22 protein-coding genes are annotated in these 22,524 nt (G+C 64.5%); 14 read left to right on the top strand and 8 right to left on the bottom strand.

All coding sequences use genetic code 11. From position 1 onward, the window contains the following. The first annotated feature begins 299 nt into the window (after positions 1-299). The 4 genes from RX330_RS15210 (at position 300) to RX330_RS15195 (ending at position 4,360) form a co-directional block, all read left to right on the top strand. Entirely contained in the window at positions 300-1,490 is a 1,191-nt protein-coding gene (locus RX330_RS15210) for an MFS transporter (protein WP_212081895.1), read from the top strand. A gap of 70 nt (positions 1,491-1,560) precedes the next feature. Then, entirely contained in the window at positions 1,561-2,736 is a 1,176-nt protein-coding gene (locus RX330_RS15205; RefSeq protein WP_317243510.1) for a CynX/NimT family MFS transporter, read from the top strand. Positions 2,737-2,794: 58 nt separating this feature from the next. Next, entirely contained in the window at positions 2,795-3,406 is a 612-nt protein-coding gene (locus RX330_RS15200) for a PilZ domain-containing protein (protein WP_008140941.1), read from the top strand. A gap of 330 nt (positions 3,407-3,736) precedes the next feature. Beyond that, positions 3,737-4,360: a transglutaminase-like cysteine peptidase gene (locus RX330_RS15195; RefSeq protein ID WP_212081388.1), complete on the top strand. Its 624-nt coding sequence runs from the start codon at positions 3,737-3,739 to the stop codon at positions 4,358-4,360. 118 nt (positions 4,361-4,478) lie between these two features. On the opposite strand, the gene RX330_RS15190 is transcribed toward RX330_RS15195, so the two are convergent. Continuing rightward, the gene (locus RX330_RS15190) at positions 4,479-6,224 is read right to left on the bottom strand and encodes a CHAD domain-containing protein (RefSeq protein WP_317243508.1); all 1,746 of its coding nucleotides are present in this window, start codon (positions 6,222-6,224) and stop codon (positions 4,479-4,481) included. A 395-nt stretch (positions 6,225-6,619) separates the two neighbouring features. Beyond that, a complete protein-coding gene (locus RX330_RS15185) occupies positions 6,620-8,146 on the bottom strand; it encodes a metal-dependent hydrolase family protein (protein WP_249153057.1) in 1,527 nt (508 codons plus the stop codon). Between the two features lie 359 nt (positions 8,147-8,505). Between RX330_RS15185 and RX330_RS15180 the strand changes: the two genes are divergently transcribed. Further along, complete coding sequence (locus RX330_RS15180) at positions 8,506-8,715, top strand: hypothetical protein (RefSeq protein WP_317243507.1); 210 nt, start codon at positions 8,506-8,508, stop codon at positions 8,713-8,715. 18 nt (positions 8,716-8,733) lie between these two features. Here the strand turns inward: RX330_RS15180 and RX330_RS15175 are convergent, their stop codons facing one another. Beyond that, positions 8,734-9,441: a GntR family transcriptional regulator gene (locus RX330_RS15175; protein WP_317243506.1), complete on the bottom strand. Its 708-nt coding sequence runs from the start codon at positions 9,439-9,441 to the stop codon at positions 8,734-8,736. 263 nt (positions 9,442-9,704) lie between these two features. Here RX330_RS15175 and RX330_RS15170 point away from each other — a divergent pair, with 263 nt between their 5' ends. The 6 genes from RX330_RS15170 to RX330_RS15145 all read left to right on the top strand — a co-directional run bounded on the left by RX330_RS15170 (position 9,705) and on the right by RX330_RS15145 (position 15,290). Beyond that, positions 9,705-10,691 carry an ABC transporter ATP-binding protein gene (locus RX330_RS15170; RefSeq protein ID WP_317243505.1) on the top strand — a complete coding sequence of 329 codons (987 nt, stop codon included), beginning with the start codon at positions 9,705-9,707 and terminating at the stop codon, positions 10,689-10,691. 42 nt (positions 10,692-10,733) lie between these two features. Then, positions 10,734-12,023, top strand: a complete 1,290-nt coding sequence (locus RX330_RS15165; protein ID WP_212081392.1) for a PotD/PotF family extracellular solute-binding protein — start codon at positions 10,734-10,736, stop codon at positions 12,021-12,023. A 5-nt stretch (positions 12,024-12,028) separates the two neighbouring features. After that, a complete protein-coding gene (locus RX330_RS15160; protein ID WP_317243504.1) occupies positions 12,029-12,982 on the top strand; it encodes an ABC transporter permease in 954 nt (317 codons plus the stop codon). Between the two features lie 3 nt (positions 12,983-12,985). Beyond that, a complete protein-coding gene (locus tag RX330_RS15155; protein ID WP_317243503.1) occupies positions 12,986-13,864 on the top strand; it encodes an ABC transporter permease in 879 nt (292 codons plus the stop codon). Between the two features lie 21 nt (positions 13,865-13,885). Further along, positions 13,886-14,617 (top strand): aspartate/glutamate racemase family protein, encoded by a 732-nt coding sequence (locus tag RX330_RS15150; RefSeq protein ID WP_317243502.1) that lies wholly within the window; start codon positions 13,886-13,888, stop codon positions 14,615-14,617. A 178-nt stretch (positions 14,618-14,795) separates the two neighbouring features. After that, positions 14,796-15,290, top strand: coding sequence for a hypothetical protein (locus RX330_RS15145; RefSeq protein WP_212081396.1), 495 nt, complete (start codon positions 14,796-14,798; stop codon positions 15,288-15,290). Between the two features lie 187 nt (positions 15,291-15,477). On the opposite strand, the gene RX330_RS15140 is transcribed toward RX330_RS15145, so the two are convergent. Both RX330_RS15140 and RX330_RS15135 read right to left on the bottom strand, forming a co-directional pair. Then, a complete protein-coding gene (locus tag RX330_RS15140) occupies positions 15,478-15,849 on the bottom strand; it encodes a hypothetical protein (protein WP_212081397.1) in 372 nt (123 codons plus the stop codon). A gap of 103 nt (positions 15,850-15,952) precedes the next feature. Beyond that, complete coding sequence (locus RX330_RS15135; RefSeq protein ID WP_317243501.1) at positions 15,953-16,270, bottom strand: hypothetical protein; 318 nt, start codon at positions 16,268-16,270, stop codon at positions 15,953-15,955. 93 nt (positions 16,271-16,363) lie between these two features. On the opposite strand from RX330_RS15135, the gene RX330_RS15130 reads away from it, so the two are divergent. After that, a complete protein-coding gene (locus RX330_RS15130; RefSeq protein ID WP_212081399.1) occupies positions 16,364-16,528 on the top strand; it encodes a hypothetical protein in 165 nt (54 codons plus the stop codon). 30 nt (positions 16,529-16,558) lie between these two features. Here the strand turns inward: RX330_RS15130 and RX330_RS15125 are convergent, their stop codons facing one another. The 3 genes from RX330_RS15125 to RX330_RS15115 form a co-directional block, all read right to left on the bottom strand. Further along, positions 16,559-18,253 (bottom strand): PAS-domain containing protein, encoded by a 1,695-nt coding sequence (locus tag RX330_RS15125; RefSeq protein ID WP_212081400.1) that lies wholly within the window; start codon positions 18,251-18,253, stop codon positions 16,559-16,561. Positions 18,254-18,368: 115 nt separating this feature from the next. Beyond that, the gene (locus RX330_RS15120; protein ID WP_317243500.1) at positions 18,369-18,899 is read right to left on the bottom strand and encodes a gamma carbonic anhydrase family protein; all 531 of its coding nucleotides are present in this window, start codon (positions 18,897-18,899) and stop codon (positions 18,369-18,371) included. Between the two features lie 85 nt (positions 18,900-18,984). Further along, positions 18,985-19,314, bottom strand: a complete 330-nt coding sequence (locus RX330_RS15115; RefSeq protein ID WP_212081402.1) for a DUF6949 family protein — start codon at positions 19,312-19,314, stop codon at positions 18,985-18,987. 215 nt (positions 19,315-19,529) lie between these two features. On the opposite strand from RX330_RS15115, the gene RX330_RS15110 reads away from it, so the two are divergent. Next, positions 19,530-20,237 carry a hypothetical protein gene (locus RX330_RS15110; protein WP_212081403.1) on the top strand — a complete coding sequence of 236 codons (708 nt, stop codon included), beginning with the start codon at positions 19,530-19,532 and terminating at the stop codon, positions 20,235-20,237. Positions 20,238-20,554: 317 nt separating this feature from the next. Continuing rightward, entirely contained in the window at positions 20,555-22,318 is a 1,764-nt protein-coding gene (locus tag RX330_RS15105; protein WP_317243499.1) for a caspase domain-containing protein, read from the top strand. Positions 22,319-22,524 lie beyond the last annotated feature (206 nt).

Below are 22,524 nucleotides of genomic sequence, written 5' to 3'. Positions count from 1 at the left end.
GCCTGCTGCAAATACAGACGTCATCCTGAGGTGCGAACCTTGCGATGCATCAGCATCGCGAGGGGAGCCTCGAAGGATGGGCTACAGGCGCTTGCGGCACAGCCTTCGAGGCGCGCAAGAGCGCGCACCTCAGGATGACGGCGGGGATTGTAGTGGCAGCGCATGGCAGATGCCCGCGCACACCCAAGTGTCTTGAGCGTTCAGCGCTGAACGTGTAAGGCCGCAAATAGTCCTGCCCAGGTGATCGCTTGAACCCCCCGCCCCAAAATCCCGTTGCCGCGTCCGGCTCGTTCGCGGCGATGAAGTCGGTGCCTTACCGGCTCCAGTTCATCGCTTACGTGCTGGCGATGATGGCCGACAACATCGAGCATGTGATCAGCTATTGGGTGGTGTTCCAGAAGTTCCATTCACCGGCGCTGGCGGGCTTTGCGGTGCTGTCGCACTGGCTGCCGTTTCTGCTGTTCTCGGTCGCGGTCGGCGGGCTCGCGGACCGCGTCGATCCGCGCCGCATCATCCAGTGCGGCATGCTGCTGTTCATCGTGGCCTCCGCCGGCTGGGGCTTCTTCTTCCTCACCGACACCATCGAGATGTGGCATGCGATGCTGCTGCTGGTGATCCACGGCTGCGCCGGCGTGTTGTGGCAGACGCCGAACCAGCTGCTGCTCTACGACCTCGTCGGCCCCGCCGACCTTCCGAGCGCAGTGCGGCTGAACGCGATGGCGCGCTATCTCGGCATCCTGGTCGGGCCTGCCGTCGGCGGAATCATCATGCTGACGCTGGGCACCTCGCACGGCATCATCTTCAACACGCTGTTCTACCTGCCGATGCTGCTGTGGCTGTTCTGGGCGCCTGTGCGCGACAACAGCGTGGCGGTGCGGCGCTTTGCCGTGCGCGGCCTTGCCGACATCGTGCTGACCATCCGCGCCATCGGCACCCAGCCGGTGCTGACGGCGATGACATGGCTCGCCGGCCTCACCTCCTTCCTGATCGGCAATGCCTATCACGCCCAGATGCCGGGCTATGCCGGCGATCTCGGCCATGGCGATCCCGGCGTCTCCTACAGCGTGCTGCTCGCGGCCGACGCCGCCGGCGCGGTGCTCGCCGCTCTCGCGCTCGAATCCTGGGGACGCCTCAAAGGCACCCCGCGCACCGCGATCATGCTCGCGATGCTCTGGAGCGTGGCGCTGCTCGGCTTCGCCGCGGTGCCGATCTATCCGGTCGCGATCGCGCTGTTGTTCTGTGCGGGGTTCTTCGAGCTGTCGTTCAACACCATGGCGCAGGCCCTGGTTCAGCTGAATGCGCCGCACGACATCCGCGGCCGCGTCGTCGGACTCTATAATATGGCGGGCTTGGGGATGCGGGCCTTCAGCGGCATCACGGTTGGGCTATCAGGCGCGGCGATCGGCATTCACTGGTCGCTCGGCCTGTCGGCAGCCGTGCTGCTCGCGCTGCTGCTTCTGCTGCAACTGCGCGCTGCGAAGCCGACGTAGCGAAGCAAGCCCGGTTGACTCCCGCCTGTCTCCGCCGCACGCTTGCAGCGGCGGCCGGGGAGACGACACGTTGCGCAATCGCTGGGGCATTCTAGCAATCCTGTTCGTCGTGCGCCTCACCATCGCATTTCAATTTCAGAGCGTGGCCGCGGTCGCGCCGCTGCTGCAAGATAGCTTTGGCGTCGGGATTGCCGATATCGGGATCCTGATCGGGCTCTATTTCACGCCTGGCATCGTGCTGGCACTGCCAGGCGGCGCGATCGGCCGGGCTCTCGGCGACAAGCCGACGACGATTCTGGCGCTCTTGCTGATGACGGCCGGCAGCCTGGTCATGGCCACAACCGGCATCTGGGGCTGGCAGATGGCCGGCCGCCTGGTCTCAGGCGCCGGCGGCGTGCTGCTTACGGTGCAACTCACCAAGATGGCCACCGACTGGTTTGCCGGCAGGGAGATCGCGACCGCGATGGCGATTTTCGTCAATTCCTGGCCAGTCGGCGTTGGAATCTCGCTTCTGGTGCTGCCGGCCATCGGCACCGCTTACGGCGCAGGCGCCGTGTTCCTCGCAGCGGGTGTGCTGACCGCGATCGGAATTGCGCTGATCATGTTCTACCAGCCGTCTCCGGCGGTAACGGTCTGCGCTGTCGCCTCCGGCTGGCCGGATGCTCCCGCCCTGCTGGCGGTGATCGTCGCGGGCATGATCTGGGGCCTCTATAATGTCGCCTTTGCCATGATCTTCTCGTTCGGGCCGACGCTGCTGACCGAGCGCGGCTGGAGCATCGCGGCGGCGGGCTCGGCGATCAGCGTCGTGATGTGGCTGTCGGTGATCTCGGTACCGACCGGTGGCTACCTCGCCGACCGCGGCAAGCCCTTTGTTCTGACGATCGCGGCCAGCCTCGTCGTGGCCGCCCTGCTGGCCTGGCTGAGCCGATCCGACGCCGTGATCATCATCCTGATCCTGATCGGCATAATCGGCGGGCTTCCGGCCGGCCCGATGATGAGCCTCGCCGCCCGCGTCCTCGCGCCGGAGACGCGCGCCCTCGGGATGGGCGTGTTCTACACCCTCTTTTATGCCGCGATGATGTTGGGGCCGGCTCTAGCGGGCCGGCTCGCCAAGTCGGCCGGCACGGCCGCAGTTGCGTTCGACCTCGGCGCACTGACGGTGCTGGCCTGCCCGCCCCTGATGTTGCTTTTCGAACGCATCGTGTCCCTCCGTTACCGCCGCAAACCGATCCTAACGCGGCATTAACCCTATGCACCTTAGGGTCGTCCCGGACTCCGCCCGGGCGGGGGGTCGGGTGTTGGAAATGGCGTTGGCGAACAAAAAATTTCTTCCGGCCGCCGAGGAGCGACGGCGCTTCCAGCGGGTGAAAGTGCACCTGCTCGGCCGCTACATGCTGCCCGACCGCCGGGAATTCCCCTGCCAGGTGATCAACATGTCGCCCGGCGGGCTCGCCCTGCTCGCTCCCGGCATCGGCAATGTCGGCGACCGCGTGGTCGCCTATCTCGACCATATCGGCCGGGTCGAGGGCAAGATCACCCGCATCATCGACAACGGCTTCGCCATGACGATCGGTGCGACGCCCCGAAAGCGCGACAAGCTCGCGGCACAGCTGACCTGGCTCGCCAACCGCGACATCCTCAACCTGCCCGAGGACCGCCGCCACGACCGTATCGTGCCGCGCAACCCGATCGCAGTGCTGACGCTCGAGGACGGCACCAAGATGACCTGCCGCATCATCGACCTTTCCCTGTCGGGCGCGGCCATCGCCGCCGAGAACCGCCCGCCGCTGAAATCGACGGTTCTGCTCGGCCGGGTGCAGGGCCGCGTGGTCCGAAACCTCGAAGACGGCTTCGCCCTGGAGTTCGTCCACGCGCAGCCGATCGAGACACTCGAAGAGAGCGTTACCGCGCGGTAAAGCGCTACGACGCCAAAACCACTGCATTTCCAGCCCTGGAGGCGGCCTCCGCGATGCGGACGCCGCCTTTTTCGTGCGCGGCGACGGCTCTTGCGCGGGTTAACGCGCGGCCCGTTTGCGCGTGGAAATGGCGTTCCGCCAGTGTCTGCGCGTTAACAGATAAAATTTGAATCAATTGCGGTTGTTTCAAATTTTATGAGAATTCGATTCAAGTATAGATCGAATTCGCCGCGCCTTTTACTTGTATTCGTCTCGACTTGACTTGGCTGACTTAGCGGCAACTCAAAAGCTCCGTGCGAAATGTGGTCCCAACAAGAAACGGGGGCCGCAATGTTTGATTTCAGGGGACAGGGGAAGAGACTGGCGCTGGCTGCCATGCTCTTCGGGATCGGCGCGACGGCGCAGGCCGGCGAAGGCCGCCTGCTCTACGCGAGCCTCGGTGACACCACGCGTGCCCCGATCGGCTGGGTCGAGTTCTGTGCGGACAATACCGCCCAGTGCCAGGGCGCACCGGCGCAGCCGCGCGACATCGTGATGTCGCAGGCCGCTTGGCGCGACCTCGTCAAGGTCAATCGCTGGGTCAACGAGACCGTCAAGCCTTTGACCGACCAGGAGCACTGGGGCGTGATCGAGAAATGGTCGCTGCCGTCGGACGGCTACGGCGACTGTGAAGACTACGTGCTGTTGAAGCGCAAGATGCTGATCGATGCCGGATGGCCGCGTCAGGCCCTGCTCATCACCGTCGTGCGCGACAAGAAGGGCGAAGGACATGCGGTGCTGACGGTGAAGACCGACAAGGGCGAGTTCGTTCTCGACAATCAGAACGAGAACGTCGTTGCCTGGACGGAGACCGGCTACCGCTTCGTCAAGCGCCAGTCGCAGAGCGATCCCAACGTCTGGGTCTCGCTCGGCGATACCAAGCCGGCGGTCTCCACCGCCAGCGCAAGAGATTAAGGAACGAGACAAGGAGTTACGCGGCCCGGTCACATCCCCACCCCTCCCCGTCCCAGACCGGTTCGCGCGCGGCCAGCCATCCCCCAATGGCTGGCCGCAACTTTTTTGGAATGCGCCATCAGCCCTGAGACGCCCACGGCACACGCGCACCGGTGAAATCGCGCCAGGTGCTTCGCAAGACGGGCTGAACGCCGACGGATGCGCGCGCCTGCCAGCCGGCAATCGCCGCCGCGGCAATGGCGCTGTCGGGCTCGACATCGAGCCCCTCGAGCAGCGAGGCCGTGACCGCCATGTCGTTAAAGGCGCCGAGCTCCTCCTGCAGACCAGCGAGCCGGCGCGAGAAGCGCCGCGTGGACTTGCGGTCCTCATACAGCGGCAGCAGGAATTCGCCGAGATAGCGCAGCCGCTTGGTCGCGAGCCGAACCCTGTGCAACTGCAGGGTCGTGAGCGATTTGAAGCGGCGGCCGCGCCTCAGCACCTTGGCGTGCTGCTCCGACAGGATGCGCTGTGCGAAATTGACGGCGGGCTCGGCGAGCTGGCCGAGATCTTCGGCGGCAACATCGTTGCGCCATCCCCGCGTCTCGATCCAGTGACCGAGGCCGATGAGGAACAGAGCGCAGCGGCGATCGTCGAGCGCATGATGCGCCCTCCGATAGGCCTCGGACTGGCGCTTGGCCGCGGCCCGATCGAGCGCATCGAAGCCGGCGACCGAAGGACAGGCCCTTGCGATCGTCGGCAGGGTCTCGAGGCGGAAGACATCCCAGTCGCGCGCAGCCGACAATTCCTGCGCCAGCCATTTTGCTTCCGAGCGCAGTGCATCGAGGTCATTGAGCGCGCCGACCGATTGCATCAGATCGAGCGCCGATCTCAGCCGGCGGAGCGAGACGCGGAGCTGGTGCACGCCTTCCGGATTGCGGCCGTCCTCGGCCGCCGGCCGCGACTGCAGCAGATGAAGGAAGCAGGAGCGCAGGATCGTCGCGAAGGCTTCGTCAAGCGTGACCGACGGATCGAGGCGAAGTTTTCGCGGACGACGCGCCGCCGGCGCAAGCTCGGCCGCAAGGTCGAAGCCGCGCGCCGACTTGCTGCGGATCGACGGCTTCACCGCTCCCTGCTCCGCCAGGAGCAAGGCGACCTCGTAGATGGTGCTCGCGCTGCCGCTCTTGAGTTCGAGCTCGATCTCGCTCACCGGCATCGAGCGGTCACCGGCCGTCAGCACGCCCTGGTCGAACGCGACTTCGACCGTGCCGGTCGGCAGGTCGATCATCCGCGCATGGCGATGGATGTCGGCGGTGAAGACGGCTTCGAGCGGATGCGCTTCGAGAGAGCCGCGAAGCTTCTCCGGAATGAAGGGCATCGCCAGCGCGAGATCGGGCGCGAACGACGCCACGTTCGCCTCCCACTCGCCACGGCGCAGCGGATCGTCGGCAATTTCGGTCTTCACGGTCTGCACGAAGCGCGCACCGCTCTGGCGCACGCGCAGGCTGAGGCCGTTGCGCCGGAGTGCGCGTTCGGGCGTGTCGTAATAGATCGACTTGAGATGCTTTCGCGAGCCCTTGTTGCGCGCGTGCGCCGCGATGACAGGCGCGGCGTTGAAATGCGCCATACGACCGGCATCGACGATCAGCTTGAGCTCGATTTCATCGGCGGGCCGTGCGGCGGCGGCCGACTGGGCTGGCGCGGGTGTCGCGTCTTGCGATGGCGTCTGATCACTCACAGCGCCCTCGACGTTCGCGGGTTCCGCGCCGTCCTCAACTTGCCTCAGGAAGCCGGCGGCGACTTGCGTTCTCTTGTCATCCTTTGGAGCACGATTCCCATCCGGCGCGCCCGGGAGCTTGCGGGCCGGTGTTCCATCTGACTTCAGCATTTTCGGTAACATGACAGTTGAATGACAGAGCGACAGCATATAGCTGGAGCTGCGTGTAAAGGACAGTCGTAGGTCGGATGCGTGATCGACGCACCCAGCCCTGACGAGGGTTTGTCACAATCCAGCGCCACGACGGATCAAATTGCATTTGGTCCGGCAGGCGGTCGAATTGATTGCGAATCGCGCAACTCCCGAAACCCGGATGACCGCGAGCTTCGTCGAAACATTCTTCTAGAGGCTTGGAAGTCACCTCCGGCGACAGGGCGGAGTTTGTGACAGGGGGAATGCAGCCCCGCCATCCCGGAGATCGCAACGGAAGCGTCGCAAACGCCGGTTCCCAACAAATCGGACCGGAGGCGCTTGCCTTTCGCAGGACCGGAGCGCGCGATCGCGCATCAGGGCGCCAGCGTGTTCTTGTAGATCCGGCCGTTCTTCATGATCACCACAAAATTCTTCGCGGGATCCTCGATGATCTTGATGGTGTCGAGCGGATTGCCGTCGATCAGCAGGAGATCGGCGAGCGCGCCCTCCTCCACCACGCCGAGCCGGCCCGGGTAGGGATTTCGCGCGCCCGACAGGCTCAGCAGCTCCGCATTGGCCGACGTTGCCATGGCCAACGCTTCGGCCGGCGTGTACCAGCGCGTCAAAGCGGCAAGCATCGCACCCTGATTGTCCGCCAGCGTCTTCGAGAACAGGACGTCGGTTCCGAACGCGGTCTTGATGCCGTACTTTTTCGCCAAGGCATAGACGCGGTCGGTGCCGGTAACCACCTGCCGCATCTTGTCCTGTTCGGCGGGGCCGAGCGCCGCCGCAGCGGAGAGATCGAGAAACGGCTGCGTGCTCAGCCAGATCCCTTTCTCGGCCATCAGCCGCGCGCTCGCCTCGTCCATGAGATGACCGTGCTCGACGCATCTGACGCCGGCTGCGATCGAGCGCTGGATCGCAACCGGCGTGTAGGCGTGGGTCGCGACATAAGTGCCCCAATTGTCGGCAGCTTCGACGGCGGAGCGCAGCTCGGGCTCGGTGAAGGTGGAGACATCGAGCGGACTGAACGGCGAAGCGACGCCGCCGCCCGCCGTCAGCTTGACCTGCGAAGCCCCCTGCATGAGCTGCTCGCGCGCGCGCACCCGGACCTCGTCGGGACTGTCGGCGACCATGCTGCCGCCGATCTGCTCCATGCGGCTGAGCATCCCGCCGATCGTGCGCGGCAGGTCGGAGAGCTGGCGGAAGTCGCCATGACCGCTGGTGACGGTGATGATCGCGCCGGATGGATAGATGCGGGGACCGGCGACGAGATCCTCGTCGATGGCCTGCTTGAGGCCGAAGCTCGGCCCACCCATGTCGCGCACGGTGGTGAAGCCGCGCATCAACGTCGCGGTCGCTTCGCTGGCCGCGAGCAGATTGTTGTAACCGATATCCCCCGCAAGCGCGGCCATCGGGCTGGGCCGCACCAGCATCGCATGCCAATGCGCATCGATCAGGCCCGGCATCAGCACGCGGCCGCCGCCGTCGATCATTTGAGCGGAGGCGGTGATGTCGCCGGTCGAGATCTTTTCGATGATCTTGTTCCGGACCAGGACGTTGGACGGCGCGGAGAGCGAGCCACCCTTGCCATCGAAGATCCGGACGTTGCGGAACAGGACGGCGGAGTCCTGCTGTGCCGAGGACGGTGACGGCACGCCCAGGATCACGCAGGCAAGGCCAAGCACTGTCACGGCCCGCAAGAGCGCGCGTTGCGCCACGCGGTGCAAGGAGCAGCTCGCTCCAAGCGCGGCGGGCGCGTAACGGACCTGCGAGTTGTTTTCGCCGCGCTGTGACTGGAAGCGTCGCTGCGCCTCATTGACCCCCACGGTTTCCGGGCCGGGTCGACGGCCGGTCGCGACGCGGGCCGTCTCTTGTTCGCCAGCTAGAGCACGCGCCATGGCACCACTCCGCAGAACGGATTCAACTGATGTCGGCTCCGTTCTAGAACTCGACGCTCTGGGGCGAGTTGATTCCGCAAACTCGAGAAAGTCAATTTGCAACCTCAAGGAGATTTTGCAATTCTGCCATACACTCCATGAGAGATGCAGCGGGTGCGCAATGCAGCAGGGAATTTTCGGCAGATGCGTAAGTCTCACTGTCGCGCATGAATCGAACTCGATTCAAAATTGGACAACGATGGAGACGATATCAACGCCAGATTGCAATGCGTGTGCGCTGGAGTACGATCGTGCAGGAGCTGGAAGGATCATGGGGCGGAGGAGAGAAGAACAGCTCCATATAAGGAATGAGGCGTAACATGGTGGCACAAGCAAGTGACGGACATGTCTTCCTGATCAAGAAGCTCGGCGGGCTCTTCGCAATCATCTTGGGATGCCTGCTGACCGCCCTCGGCGTGACCTTCGAATCCGGCGGCACGACCTTCTTTGGTGTTCTCTTCCTGGTGCTTGGCGTCGGTTTACTGGTGCTGAAGATCTTCAGACGAAACGAACGATCTTCGTCGCCATAAGCCGCCAATGCGGCTCGCTCACGCCCCCAGCACGTCGGCGAGCCGCAGCTCGTCGGCGACCGGATCCTTCAGGAACAGCTCGGCCTCGATCTCGTCCAGATGCGACAGCATCTGCGCGCGCGCGGCCTCTCTGTCGCATTTGCGGATGGCGGCGACGATACCGGCGTGGTGGTCGGTGCCGCAGGCCGGCGTGTCGTGACGACGGTAGAGCAGGATGATCAGCGAGGAACGCGCGATCAGCTCCTTCAGGAATCCGAGATAGATGCTGTGGCCGCTCATCTCGGCAATGAGCCTGTGAAACTCGCCGGAGAGCCGAACCGAGGCGCGCGCGTCGCCGCGCAGCTCGGCCTCGCGCTCCTCGGCAAGATGCGCCTGGAGGCGATCGAGCCAGGCCGGCGAGACCGCTTCACAGGCATGGTCGACGATGGCGGGCTCGATCAGGCGCCGCGCCTCGAACACCTCGCGGGCGTCCGCAGGCGTGGGGCGAGCGACGAAAGCCCCACGGTTCTTTTCGATGTTGACGATGCCCTCATGCGCGAGTTGCTGGAGCGCAGCGCGAACCAGCGTGCGGCTCGCGCCGTAGATCTCGCCGATCTCATCCTCGCCGAGCTTCGTGCCCGGCAGGAGGCGATGCTCGAGGATCGCCGCGGTCACACCCTCCCGGATGCGGCTGACGCGATCGCTCGCATCTGGCGCGTCGGATTTGGGGCGGGGCTTGGCGGCCATGAGTTCGACGGTTGGGTCTGGAGGCGCGATCGACGTTCGCTTTTGAATTTAGTCGACGAGTTGTATCCAATCACAGGCGAAACTTTATACAATCGTCGCCCGTTTTGTGTGCATTTGAGCACGGACGGGGCGGACCGAACGGAGGCGCCGGATTTGGCCTAACGATCTGACTCCGCTGCACAGTTTCGGAATTTGGCCCGCAAACAGGTGATTGGCACGGACCTTGCGGAGAGAGCGACAGCATCGCCCTCCCTGGACACGCCATGGCCACTCCCGCCGCTCTCGAACTGGTCGCCGTCACCAAGCGCTATGACACGACGCTGGCGGTCGACACCGTCAATTTGAAGATCCCGGCCGGCACCTATTGCTGTCTCCTCGGTCCGTCCGGCTGCGGCAAGACCTCGACCCTGCGGATGATCGCCGGCCACGAGGCGGTCAGCGAGGGCGACATCATCTTGGGCAGCCAGAACGTCACCGACCTGCCGCCGGCCGAGCGCGGCACGGCCATGATGTTCCAGTCCTACGCGCTGTTTCCGCATCTGAGCGTGATCGACAACGTCGCCTTCGCCTTGAAGATGCGTGGCATCGACAAGCCGACGCGCCACAAGCGCGCCGGCGAGTTGCTCGAGCTGGTGGCGATGAGCCCCTATGCGGGCCGACTGCCGGCGCAGCTCTCCGGCGGCCAGCAGCAGCGCGTCGCCCTCGCCCGCGCGCTGATCACCGAGCCGCAGATCCTGCTGCTCGACGAGCCGCTCTCCGCGCTCGATCCGTTCCTGCGGGTGAAGATGCGCGGCGAGCTGAAGCGGCTCCAGCGCGAGCTCGGCATCAGCTTCATCCAGGTCACCCACGGGCAGGAGGAGGCAATGGCGCTCGCCGACCACATCGTGGTGATGAACCACGGCCGGATCGAGCAGCAGGGTACGGCCCGCGACATTTTCCACCATCCCCGCACCGAATTCGTGGCGCGCTTCATCGGCGGCCACAACGTGCTCAGCGAAGCCGGCAAACTGATCGCCGTGCGTGCCGACCAGCTCGGCATCGTGCCATTCGCCGAAGGCGCGTTCGGCGCGCCGGCGCTGCTGACCCAGACCGAGTATCAGGGCTCCTACATCGCCATCTCGCTCACGCTCGACGACGGCACCGCCCTGTTCTCCCACCTTCCCGAGGCCGCCTTCGACGTTCACCCGTTCCGTCCGGGCGATCGCGTGCTGGCCACCTGGGATCCCGCCAAGGCGCAACGTCTGCAATAGCGCCGATCGATCACTGGAATGCGCAACAGAGGAGTGAGCGAAATGACCGAGACGACCAGGAAGACCGGCGTCAGCCGCCGCACGCTATTGAAGGGCACCGCAGGTCTCGCCGGACTTGCCGCCGGCTCGGGCGCCATCACCGGCTTTCCCTATGTGAAGTCGGCCGATGCCAAGGTGCTGCGCTATCTCGGCACCGCCGTGAACGAGGGCGACGACATCGCCAAGCAGTGCATGAAGGACACCGGCATCAAGATCGAATACATCACCGCGACGACCGACGACGTCACCAAGCGCGTGATGACCCAGCCGAACTCCTTCGACGTGCTGGACACCGAATATTTCTCGCTGAAGAAGATCGTGCCGTCGGGCAACATCCTTGCGCTCGATGCCAGGAAGATCAAGCAGTTCGACAACATCACGCCCGTCTTCACCAAGGGCGAGACGCCCGGCGGCAAGAAGATCGGCGGCCAGGGCACCGCGCCCTGGAAGGTGCTCTATCTCGAAGGCAAGGACTCCAAGAAGTTCGCGACCTCGGCGACCGAATTCGTCACGCTGATCCCGACCGTCTACAACGCCGATACGCTCGGCATCCGCCCCGACATCATCAAGCGGCCGATCAGCTCGTGGTCCGAGCTGCTCAACCCCGAGTTCAAGGGCAAGGCCTCGATCCTCAACATCCCCTCGATCGGCATCATGGACGCCGCGATGGTCGTGGAAGCCTCCGGCAAGTACAAATATGCCGACAAGGGCAACATGACCAAGGAAGAGATCGATCTCACCATGAAGGTCATGACGGAGGCCAAGAAGGCCGGCCAGTTCCGCGCGTTCTGGAAGGACTTCAACGAGAGCGTCAACCTGATGGCCTCGGGCGAGACCGTGATCCAGTCGATGTGGTCGCCGGCAGTGACGAAGGTGCGCTCGATGGGAATCGCCTGCACCTTCCAGCCGCTGAAGGAAGGCTATCGCTCCTGGGCCTCGGGCTTCTGCGTCTCCAAGGGCGTGTCGGGCGCGAAGCTCGAATGGGCCTACGAATTCGTCAACTGGTTCCTGTCCGGCTATGCCGGCGCCTATCTCAACCGCCAGGGCTACTACTCCGCCGTGCTCTCGACCGCGAAGGCGCACATGGAGCCCTACGAGTGGGCCTATTGGATGGAAGGCAAGCCGGCCGAGAAGGACATCAAGGCGCCCGACGGCTCGCTGCTCGAGAAGGCCGGCGCGGTGCGCGACGGCGGCTCCTACGAGGACCGCATGGGCGGCGTCGCCTGCTGGAACGCGGTGATGGACGAAAACGACTACATGGTCCGCAAGTGGAACGAGTTCATCGCGGCGTAACCGACATGTCGGAAGAAGTCCTGCAACAGGCGTCCCCGGGTTTGATCCCGGGGTCGGGCACGGCGCGCGCCGCAAAACCGACGCGCCTGTCGCCGTCCTTCATCTCCTGGCTCCAGGCCGGGCCGATGATGCTGGTGTTTCTTGCCTTCTTCCTCATTCCGCTGGTGTTCGTGGTCATCGTCTCGTTCTGGGACTACAACGAATACCAGTTGCTGCCGGCCTTCTCCGGCCGCGGCTACACCGACACGTTCGAGGGCTGCATCGCGCAGCTCCCCGAGCTCTGCACCATCGGCAAGACCTATCTGAAGACGCTGAAGCTCTGCTTCATGGTCTGGGCCATCACGCTCTTCATCGGCTTTTGGGTCGCCTATTTCCTCGCCTTCCACGTCAAGTCCAAGACCTGGCAAATGGGCTTGTCGCTGCTCTGCACGATCCCGTTCTGGACCTCCAACGTCATCCGCATGATCGCATGGATCCCGCTGCTCGGGCGCAACGGGCTGGTGAATTCCGGCCTCGTCAAGACAGGGCTCATCAACCACCCGATCGAATGGCTGCTATTCTCCGAATTCTCCGTTGTTCTGGCACTGGTGCACCTCTTCACCTTCTTCATGGTGGTGCCGATCTTCAATTCGATGGTGCGCATCGACAAATCGCTGATCGAGGCCGCCTATGACGCCGGTGCCACCGGCTTCCAGACCCTGGTCAACGTCATCATACCGCTTTCCAAGCCGGGCATCGTCATCGGCTCGATCTTCGTCATCACCATCGTGATGGGCGACTTCATCACCATCGGCGTGATGGGCGGCCAGCAGATCGCCGCCGCCGGCAAGATCATCGAGACGCGCGTGAACGCATTGCAGTTCCCGGCGGCGGCAGCCAACGCCGTGATCCTGCTCGCCGTCACCTTCCTCATCATCTCCATGATGTCGCGCATCGTCGACATCAAGAAGGAGCTCTAGAGCATGAAGGAAGGACGCCCGCGCTCGTTCTACGTGCTCGCGATCTTCTTCGCGGCCTATGTGCTGTTTCTCTACGGTCCGATGATCGCAATCTACGTGCTGTCGTTCCAGGGGCCGCAGGGCGGCCTCACCTTCCCGATGAACGGGGTGTCGACCTTCTGGATCGCAAAACTGTTCCAGGGCACCGGCATCGTCGATCTCGGCGCGGCCTTCCGCCGCTCGCTGCTGCTCGGCATCGTCGTGATGATTGTCACCGTCGTGCTGTCGGTTGCCGCCGGCATGGCGTTCCGCCGCAAGTTCACGGCGCAGAGCATCCTGTTCTACTCGGCGATCGCGAGCCTGATCGTGCCTTCGATCATCACCTCGCTCGGGATCTCGCTCGAGTTCCGTATCATCGACGACCTGATCAAGGCGCATTGGAACGAGAATTTCGAGACCTCGATGGGCTTGCTCACCTCCGGGCTCGGCGCACACCTGACCTGGACGCTGCCGTTCGGCCTCCTCATCATGTTCGCGATCTTCAACCGCTTCGACCCGAGGCTCGAGGAAGCCGCGCGCGATCTCGGTGCGACGCCTTGGCAGACCTTCCGTCATGTCGTGCTGCCGATCATCCTGCCCTCGGTGATCGGCATCGGCCTGTTCGGCTTCACGCTGTCCTGGGACGAGCTCGCCCGCTCCAGCCAGGCGATCGGAGCAGTGAACACTTTGCCGCTGGATCTGCAGGGCCTCACCACCACCGTCACGAACCCCGACATCTATGCGCTCGGCACCGTGATCTCGGCGGTCTCGTTCACGGTGATCACGCTTGCGCTCGGCACCATCCACATGCTCAACAAGCGGCAGGCGGCCAAGGGCTCGGACGCCGGCAAAGGGCTTGTCTGACAAGGGCCTCGTCTGATCGAGATGCGACTGCACATCGTCAATCCCAACACCACTGCGTCCATGACGGCGAAGATCGCCGCTGCGGCGCGCGCGATCGCGCTGGCGGACACGGTGATCGATGCGCGGCAGCCGACGATGGGTCCGGTCTCGATCGAGGGATTTTACGACGAAGCCTTCGCCGTCCCCGGCATGCTCGGCTGTATCCGCGAGGCCGACCGCGACGGCGCGGAAGCCCACATCATCGCCTGCTTCGACGACACCGGCTTGGATGCTGCGCGCGCGGTCGCGAAGGCGCCGGTGATCGGCATCGGCGAAGCCGGCTTCCATATGGCGAGCCTGGTCGCCGCCCGCTTTGCCGTGGTGACGACGCTCGGTGTCTCCATCGTGCCGATCGAGCATAACCTGCGAAAATACGGCCTCGCCGAACGCTGCGCCCGCGTCCGCGCCGCCGAGGTCCCGGTGCTGGCGCTCGAGGAGCGCAACGCTGACGCTGTCGGCAAGATCTCGGCGGAGATCACGGCCGCGATCCGTGACGACCGCGCCGAAGCCATCGTGCTCGGCTGCGCCGGCATGGCCGATCTCGCCAGCGAGCTCGCCGCCACGCACGGCCTGCCAGTGATCGACGGGGTCACTTCCGCGGTGACGCTGGCGGAATCACTGGTGCGGCTGGGGCTGACGACCTCCCGGCTCGGGCCCTACGCCGCGCCGCGCTCGAAGAGCTATTGCGGGCCGTTTTCGCAATTTCAGCCCTGAACCATGCGCCTGTCGGGGCATTCGGAGGCCGCAAAGCCCGCTGAACACTGGTTTTTTCGCCCTTAGCCTCTTTTTGGTCCCATTCCTTGCGGAAACGTAAGGCTTTCGGGACGCCCCGGCGGCCTCAGGGCTGCCGGTATTCGCCACTCACCAAGTTTCAATTTGGGTTTTGTCAGCGATGATCGATCTCGCACAGGACACACCGTCCACGCCCCTTCTCCGTCTCGGCGCCCAGCCCATCGCGCTGACCGCCGCCGCGCTCCTGCTCCTGATCGCGGGGGTGACCTCGATCGCGATCTGGCGGGCTTACACCGGCGCAGCACCCGAGGCCGACCGGGTGGTGGCATCGCGGCAGCTGCAGGCGCGGACCGCCCAGGCGTCCGAGCAGCTCGTCGAGAAGACCAAGGGATTGGAGGCGACCCAGCAGGAATCGATCGACCAGCTCCAGGTGGTGCAGGACCAGCTCCAGACCATGAAGCGGCTGATGGCGGCGCAGCAGGCCGACACCAAGCGTCTGTCCGAGCAGGTCGCATCGCTGAACGAGTCGATCGACGGCCTGCGGCAATCGTTTGCCAGCGCGCGAGCGACCGAAGTCGAAGCGCCCGCGGTTACCCGCAGGAAACCGGCGCGGCACCGGGTCCACGCCAGCGCGCGCAAGCGCTCGCCCGGCTAAGCGTCCGCCACAGGCGAGTTTATTCTCGCCACTTGTGAACTGGATCACATTCGCCCGCATGATTCCGCGCAATGCTCGCCGTTACCGGATGGCGTGAGCCGATTTCAATGTCCGGGGCTGGCAAGGTCGTTGACGGTATATTGCGTCAACGGCCTTGTTTTTTAGCGGTCCTGTCGATCTTCCCGTCTCACTCGCAGACGTCGACGCTGCGGTATCGCCACCCGGCTGGCGTCATGACGCGCTTCCGAGCGACGTAGCAGCCGCCATAACCATCATTGTAGCCGGTACCATAATAGGTGGGACCGCCGTAATAGGGGTAGCCGTAGCCATAGCCGTAATAGCCGCCGTAGAAGCCGGCGCCGGCAATGCCTGCCCCGATTGCGACGCCCGGCCAGAAGCCGCCGCCACGCCAATGGCCGCCATGGCCCCAACCGCCGCCGTGCCAACCGCCACCGTGGCCCCAGCCACCATGGCCGAAGCCCCGCGCTTGAGCCGATTGCGGCACCGATAGTCCAACGGCCGCCACCGCCAGCGCCGTCATGATCATCTTCCGTAACATTACTCGATCCTCCGCGTGGACGCGTTCCACGCTTCAACGCAAGACCAAGCTAACGTCAGTTGGGCGATCGTGACAGCCACGCTGTCTCACTTCCGCGCGAGCGTCAGCAGCCGCGGCAGATGCTCTTCATTTTCTTGTCGAGCTGCTTGTTCTCGGCGTTGACGGTGGCATCAGCCGCCCCGCCGGCGCCGGTGCCCGTGGTGACGCCGGCGCCTGCTCCGGATGATTGAGCCGTCCCCAGGCTGTTGGTCCCGGGGGGCGGAGCCGGCGCATTGGCAACGCCTCCGCTCGATCCCGCAGGGCCTCCCGTCGATCCACCAACGCCGCCGGTCGCTTGCGCGAACGATACGGCCGGCATCGCCGCGAGTGCGAGGATTACGATCATGCTCTTGATTGAACCGGTTGCGGATGATCGGGCCATCGGAATTCTCCTTTGCGGGTCAACCGCTGCGGCGAAAACCGGTTCCGGAACAAATGCCGTCGCATCAGCTTGACAGCGAGGAGGCCAAACACGATGACCGATCGCGATCCCTTTGCAGAGGGCGAGCGCGCTGCGCGCAAGAACATCCCCGCCGAGGCCAATCCTTATTCGAACGGCAGCGACGAGCACGCGCTCTGGGCCGCCGGCCACGAGAAGGTGGCAGGAGCGATCGAAGCGCGCGAATCCGAGGGAAGCTGACGCGGCCTCTCCGAACGCGCGCGCCGGTCGCTAGGCGGCCGCCACCATCTTCTCGGTGCGATCCTCCACCATGGTCACGAACACGTGGGACTCTTCGCCGGCCCCGCCGATCTGCACCCTTCGGGCCGAGATGACGCGGCGGCCGCGCGCGGGATTGTCGATAGTGTCGACGATCGGTTCGAGCTGCTGTTTTTGCGCGAGGAGCTGCTGATCGCGCCGCTCGATCAATGCGGCCGCCTCCGCGGAGAACAATTCCCGCGCGGTCTTGCCGATGATCTCGCCGCGCGACATGCCGATCATCTTCTCGGCGGCCTTGTTGACGAAGACGTAGCGCAGGTTGCGCGCATCCTTGGCGATGATGCCCTCGGCCACGTTCTCGATGATGGTGGCGAGGAAGCGCTCCATCCGCTCCAGAATGCGCTCACGCTGACGCTGTTCGGTGACGTCCTCCTGCACCGACACCCAGCCGCCACCGTCCATCGGACGCTCGTAGATCTTGATGATGCGGCCGTCGTTCAACGCGAGCTCGTGGGCTGCAGGCTCGCGCCGGGCGATCCGGTCGAGAACCGCGGCGACATATTTCGTGACGTCGCCGCTGAACAACCCGCTCTCGGCCCTATGCTTGAGTATCTCCTCGAGCGTGGATCCCGCCTGGATCGTCTCGGGCAGATTGTAGATCTTCCGATAGTTGGAATTCATCGCAACCACGTTGGCCTTGCCGTCCAGCATGATCAGACCCTGCGGCATGCTGTTGATCGCGGCCGAAAGCTGCCACTTCTTGGCCTGGTACTTGTCGTTGAAGGTGTCACGCTCGGTCATCGCCGCGTCACGCGCCTGCGCGGTGCCGAGCTCGAGCTCCTCGAGTTCGAAGATGCGCGCCACGGCGTCGCGGAAATTCTGCACGGCGCGCGCAAGACGTCCGATCTCGTCGTGACGGCGCAAATGCGGCACCTCGCTCTTGACGTCGCCTCGCGCGATTCGGTCGGTCGCCTGCGTGATATCGGACAGCGCGCCGACGACGGAGTTCCGCATGACCACGACGTTCAGGCCCGCGAAGACCAATGCAGCGAGCCCGAGCGCGAACAGATAGGCAGCCGCATAGCGGTGGTCATCGGCGAGTTCGTCCGCCTCGCGGGCACGCTGCTCGTAGATGCGCTCGAGCGCCTCGATATCGCTATTGAGCTTGCTGCGCACCGTCCGATTGGCGCTGTTGTCGCCCCATTCGCGTGCCGCCGCCGAGCTGATCTCCACACCGCGGCGGACCAGCTCCTGGCGGAATTCGATGAACTGCGTTATGCGCTGGCGGAATGCGGCGAACTGCTCGGCATCGTCTCTGCTGACGGTCAGCTCCATGTTCTTCACGGCCTCGGCAAGCTCGCGGTTACGCCGCAGGAGCCCGTCCGCGAACGGCATCATCGCACGACGATCGGTGGACATGTAGATGCCGCGGGATTCCATCACGACGGCGTAAATCAGCGCATTGATGCGTCCGACGTTGATCGCCGCAGCGGCGGAGGATGCATGCATGTGACGATAGGTCGTCTGCAACCGCACCGACTGAACCGACATCACCATGAGGAAGGTGGTGACGATCGCGAGGAAGGCGGCAATGCTGTAGACTTTCTCCGCAACGGTCAGCGTGTCGGCGCCGCGCGCCAGGCGAACGAACTTCTTTAGCAAATTGGTTCCGGCGGCAAGGCCGGATGCCGGTGCCGCCGCGTCCATGGCGCCGTTTCCCCTTGGTTGAAAGCATCCAAGGTACCGCTGCGGCGCTAGCGGAGGCTTAAACTTTCAACCGGTATTTTTACGGCGTGGAACCGCAAGGGCGCACGCCGAGGCGTCAACCGATCCGCTTCAGGCCCTTCTTGAAGCGCGGACCGTTGGCCACGTAGAACCTCGCCGCGCTTCCCATCTTCTGGACCTGGGCGTCGTCGAGCGTCCGGATCACGCGCGCCGGCGAGCCGATGATCAGGGACCGTTCGGCAAACTCCTTGCCCTCGGTGATGACGGAACCGGCGCCGACGATGCTGTTGCGGCCAATCCTGGCGCCGTTCATCACGATCGAGCCCATGCCGATGAGAGCGCCCTCCTCGACGGTGCAGCCATGCAGGATGACATTGTGGCCCACCGTGCAGTTCCGGCCGATGACGAGCGGAAAGCCGAGATCGGTATGGCAGGTCGAGCCGTCCTGCACATTGGCGCCCTCGCCGATCTCGATCCACTCGTTGTCGCCGCGCAGCACAGCGCCGAACCAGACGCTCGCACCCGGCTTCAGGCGCACGCGGCCGATCACGGTGGCGGTCTCGGCGATGAAGTAATTGCCGTCGGCGGGAAGGTCGGGCGCCTGCCCGTCGAGCTCGTAGATCGCCATGGAGGTCTCCTGTCACGTCGACCTCAGCCATAGCGAACCCGCGGCGAAGAGGCAAAGGCCGCCCGCCGGGCAGTCCCGGCGGTCGTCAGCCCAGGACGCCGGCCGCGCGTAGCGTCATCAGGAAGAAGGTGCCGCTCATCATGCTCCAGAAGCCGGCAATGACGGTCGCCATCATCACGAACTCGGCACGGCGGCTTTCCACCCGCACGCCGCGGAGCGTGTTGCGCATGATGATGAAGGGCGCGGCGAACACCAGGAACGGCACCGCGGCGAAGGTCTTCGGCGCCACGCCGTCCTGCAACAGGCCGAAGCCGGCGGGCCGCTGCGCCAGCGCCTGGTATCCGTTCACGAGCGCACCCGCGAGCGCGAAACCAATGCAGATCGAGAAGAAGGTATTGAGAGCTTCAGGTGTCATCGGAACGGTCCGCCCTTACGCAACGCCACCGCCTTCCTGTGACAAATAGTGCCGGTTAACGCTACATTATCCTTAAGGGAAGGTTAACAGCGCTGTCCCTCCCGCGCAGGGCCGTCCCCGCTCCCCGCAGCCGGGAACGCTCCGCGAAATCGCCGCCGCATGGCATATTCGCCGCTGATTCGTCGGCCACCGGCCGACGTCCGGCGCGACTAGTCATGACGGTGTTTTCGGCAGCTCCTCTCAGGTCCCCCCGTACGCGCACCCGGGCGCATGTCGTCCCGATCGTGCTCGGCGGCATTGCCGCGGCATGCGCGGTCGCGCTCGTCGCCTATCTGCTGTGGCCGACCTGGGGCACCCGCGGCGCCAACGCCCCGGACAAGCTGCCGGTGAGCGTCGGCGGCACGCTGTTCAACCTGCCGAGGTCGGCGATCCGCATGAAGATCCAGCGGCACTCCGGACCGCAGGAGCGCATCGATCTCGACTTCCTCTACCCCTCGCTGGAGCCGCCGGGCGCGCCGAAGCACGTCACCGTCGAGACGGTGGAGGCGGCGGTGCAATCGATCGACCGCATCTTCCTGTCGATCGCGGCCCATCACGATGCGCTGGCGCCCGAGCAGCGGACAGCCACGATCTATCCGCGCTACCTCGACCAGGCCGCGACCATGCCCGTGGATGGCCTGACGATGCGGATGTTCCGCACCGACACCCCTTACGGCAGCGAGGACCTCTATTCCGCTGCAAGCCCGGCACTGACCGCGCGCTGCACCCGCGATGGGGCAACGCCCGGCATGTGCCTCTCGGAGCGCCGCGTCGGCGGCGCCGACCTCACCTTCCGCTTTCCACGCAGCTGGCTGTCGCAATGGCGTGACGTGGCGGATGCGATGGACAAGCTGACGGCGCAGCTGCGCGGGCCGAAGGGCTGAGCACGGCATCCCTGCCCTGCCGCGCGACAGGCCAGAGGCTACCTAAAACAAAAACTGCGAAAACAACCCCATGCACAGTAGCCAAGCATCGGCAGCATCGAGCATTTTCGTATTTTTCGAAGAGCTGTTGACCCGTCGGGCAAAACAGGAACACAATGGCATCATGGGAAGATCAAATTGAACGATGCGACTGCGCGTCTGCGAGCCGGACCGGGGTTGCCCGGATCGCCGGACCGGTGTGTGACTGATATCACTGATCATAGATTGCGTTTGGCCATCCTGCGAATATTCTGACGCTATTGCATTCGGGGGCTGGAATGCGGCTTCGGCTGTTTGTTTTATTGATTGTTGCGAGCTGGTTCTGGACTGGCGCCGCGCTGGCCGAGAAGCGCGTCGCGCTCGTCATGGGCAACTCGGCCTACAAGAACGTGGCGAGGCTTGCGAACCCCGCGAACGATGCCGCGCTGGTCGGCGGCATGTTCAGGAAGGCGGGCTTCGACGCCGTCGACGTCAAGCTCGACCTGAACGTGGTCGACATGCGGAAGGCGCTGCGCGAATTCGGTGCCAAGGCTCGCGACGCCCATGTCGCGGTCATCTACTACGCCGGGCATGGCATCGAGCTTGACGGCACCAACTATCTGATCCCCACCGATGCCGCCCTTGAGACCGATACCGATGTTCTCGACGAGGCCTTCCCGCTCGACAGGGTGTTGTTCGCCATCGAGCCGGCCAAGCAACTTCGCCTCGTCATCCTGGACGCCTGCCGCGACAATCCATTCGCCAAGACGATGAAGCGCACGGTCGCCTCGCGAGCGATTGGCCGCGGCCTCGCCAAGGTCGAGCCGACCAGCCCCAACACCATGATCGCCTTCGCGGCGAAGGCCGGCTCGACCGCCTCGGACGGCGATGCCAGGAACAGCCCGTTTGCCACCGCTCTGGTCGAACGCCTGCCGATGCCGGGCCTCGATCTGCGCAAGGCGTTCGGCTTCGTGCGCGACGACGTGCTCAAGACCACCGGCTACAAGCAGGAGCCCTATGTGTACGGCTCGCTCGGCGGCGATGACGTGCCGCTGGTGGCAGCGAAGCCGGTCGTCGCAGGACCCCAGGCCAACCCGGACGCCGAAATCCGGCGCGATTACGAACTGGCGCTTCAGTTGGGGACGCGTGACGGGTGGACGGCCTTCCTCAACCGCTTTCCCAGCGGTTTCTATACCGATCTTGCGAAAGGCCAGCTGAACAAGATCGCCGCCGAGGAAACCCGCGCCGCCGCCGCGGAGAAGGCCAGGCAGGCCGAGCAGGAGAAGGCCCGACTGGCATCCGACCGCGCCAAGAAGGCCGAGCAGGAGAAAGCCGCAGCAGCCGCGAAGGCGGCTGAGGACGCCAAGGCAGCCGCTGAGAAAGCCAAGCAGATCGAGGAAGCCAAGGCGGCGGCCGCCGAGCAGCGAAGGAAGGACGCGGAAGCCGCAGCAGCGAAGGCGCTGGTCGACAAGCGGGCCGCCGAGAAGCAGCAAATAACGGAGAGCACACAGAAAGTTGCTGCTATTGCACCGACGTCACAGCCGAGCCTTTCTCCTCAAGACGTACCAAAGTTGTTGCAATCAGAACTGCGTAGAGTCGGTTGTCACCCGGCGCCAGTGGACGGCATTTGGACGGACTCATCGCAACGCTCGCTGACGCTGTTCAACCAATATGCGGGGACGAAGCTCGATGCCAAGCAGGCGAGCGTAGAGGCGCTCGATGCCATTAAGGCCAAGCCGGGCCGGGTCTGCCCGCTGGTGTGCGATCACGGCTTCAAGGCCGATGGCGACGCTTGCGTAAAGATCGCCTGCCGAGCCGGCTATCGCCTCAATGACGACAACGAGTGTGAGAAGGTACGTGACACGAAATCAGTCACAACGCGGGATGACAGGACCAAACGGGACGCGGAGCGCAAGAATACCGAGGCGGCACCATCGAGACCGCAATCGAATGGACAGATCACCTGCAATACGATGGGCTGTCGCCCAGTCAAACCCGGGTGCAGATTGGTGAAGTTGGGTGTTCCTGGCGAGCCGGGGAACGGATCGGAAGTCTGCAACTGAGAACGAGCTCAGGGCGCGCGTGACCTGAGGAAAGGTTAGTTCAGTCGAGCGCAGGCGGCCGTCCCGTTCGGCGGCGATGTCGCCTAGAATCAATAAGCACAGGCGGCTTCAATTCGAACGTCGAAGTCTGCAACTGAAGACGACCGCCGGCTAAGAGGAAACATGAATCCCGCTGCTGGCAGAACCGGCCCGCCATTTCATATTTC

Source organism: Bradyrhizobium sp. NDS-1, from assembly GCF_032918005.1.
Lineage (GTDB): Bacteria > Pseudomonadota > Alphaproteobacteria > Rhizobiales > Xanthobacteraceae > Bradyrhizobium > Bradyrhizobium tunisiense.
Note: the sequence above shows the minus strand (reverse complement) of the source record. Positions and strands in the feature narration are given on the sequence as shown.

What these genes read in the sequence shown, in the direction of transcription:
- RX330_RS15195 (WP_212081388.1), top strand. Translation starts at nt 3,737, where the DNA reads ATGTTTGATTTCAGGGGACAGGGGAAGAGACTGGCGCTGGCTGCCATG.
- RX330_RS15120 (WP_317243500.1), bottom strand. Translation starts at nt 18,899, where the DNA reads ATGGCGATCTACGAGCTCGACGGGCAGGCGCCCGACCTTCCCGCCGAC.
- RX330_RS15200 (WP_008140941.1), top strand. Translation starts at nt 2,795, where the DNA reads ATGGCGTTGGCGAACAAAAAATTTCTTCCGGCCGCCGAGGAGCGACGG.
- RX330_RS15150 (WP_317243502.1), top strand. Translation starts at nt 13,886, where the DNA reads ATGCGACTGCACATCGTCAATCCCAACACCACTGCGTCCATGACGGCG.
- RX330_RS15210 (WP_212081895.1), top strand. Translation starts at nt 300, where the DNA reads ATGAAGTCGGTGCCTTACCGGCTCCAGTTCATCGCTTACGTGCTGGCG.
- RX330_RS15125 (WP_212081400.1), bottom strand. Translation starts at nt 18,253, where the DNA reads ATGGACGCGGCGGCACCGGCATCCGGCCTTGCCGCCGGAACCAATTTG.
- RX330_RS15180 (WP_317243507.1), top strand. Translation starts at nt 8,506, where the DNA reads ATGGTGGCACAAGCAAGTGACGGACATGTCTTCCTGATCAAGAAGCTC.
- RX330_RS15155 (WP_317243503.1), top strand. Translation starts at nt 12,986, where the DNA reads ATGAAGGAAGGACGCCCGCGCTCGTTCTACGTGCTCGCGATCTTCTTC.
- RX330_RS15135 (WP_317243501.1), bottom strand. Translation starts at nt 16,270, where the DNA reads ATGGCCCGATCATCCGCAACCGGTTCAATCAAGAGCATGATCGTAATC.
- RX330_RS15165 (WP_212081392.1), top strand. Translation starts at nt 10,734, where the DNA reads ATGACCGAGACGACCAGGAAGACCGGCGTCAGCCGCCGCACGCTATTG.
- RX330_RS15110 (WP_212081403.1), top strand. Translation starts at nt 19,530, where the DNA reads ATGACGGTGTTTTCGGCAGCTCCTCTCAGGTCCCCCCGTACGCGCACC.
- RX330_RS15170 (WP_317243505.1), top strand. Translation starts at nt 9,705, where the DNA reads ATGGCCACTCCCGCCGCTCTCGAACTGGTCGCCGTCACCAAGCGCTAT.
- RX330_RS15140 (WP_212081397.1), bottom strand. Translation starts at nt 15,849, where the DNA reads ATGTTACGGAAGATGATCATGACGGCGCTGGCGGTGGCGGCCGTTGGA.
- RX330_RS15145 (WP_212081396.1), top strand. Translation starts at nt 14,796, where the DNA reads ATGATCGATCTCGCACAGGACACACCGTCCACGCCCCTTCTCCGTCTC.
- RX330_RS15130 (WP_212081399.1), top strand. Translation starts at nt 16,364, where the DNA reads ATGACCGATCGCGATCCCTTTGCAGAGGGCGAGCGCGCTGCGCGCAAG.
- RX330_RS15160 (WP_317243504.1), top strand. Translation starts at nt 12,029, where the DNA reads ATGTCGGAAGAAGTCCTGCAACAGGCGTCCCCGGGTTTGATCCCGGGG.
- RX330_RS15115 (WP_212081402.1), bottom strand. Translation starts at nt 19,314, where the DNA reads ATGACACCTGAAGCTCTCAATACCTTCTTCTCGATCTGCATTGGTTTC.
- RX330_RS15105 (WP_317243499.1), top strand. Translation starts at nt 20,555, where the DNA reads ATGCGGCTTCGGCTGTTTGTTTTATTGATTGTTGCGAGCTGGTTCTGG.
- RX330_RS15190 (WP_317243508.1), bottom strand. Translation starts at nt 6,224, where the DNA reads ATGCTGAAGTCAGATGGAACACCGGCCCGCAAGCTCCCGGGCGCGCCG.
- RX330_RS15175 (WP_317243506.1), bottom strand. Translation starts at nt 9,441, where the DNA reads ATGGCCGCCAAGCCCCGCCCCAAATCCGACGCGCCAGATGCGAGCGAT.
- RX330_RS15185 (WP_249153057.1), bottom strand. Translation starts at nt 8,146, where the DNA reads ATGGCGCGTGCTCTAGCTGGCGAACAAGAGACGGCCCGCGTCGCGACC.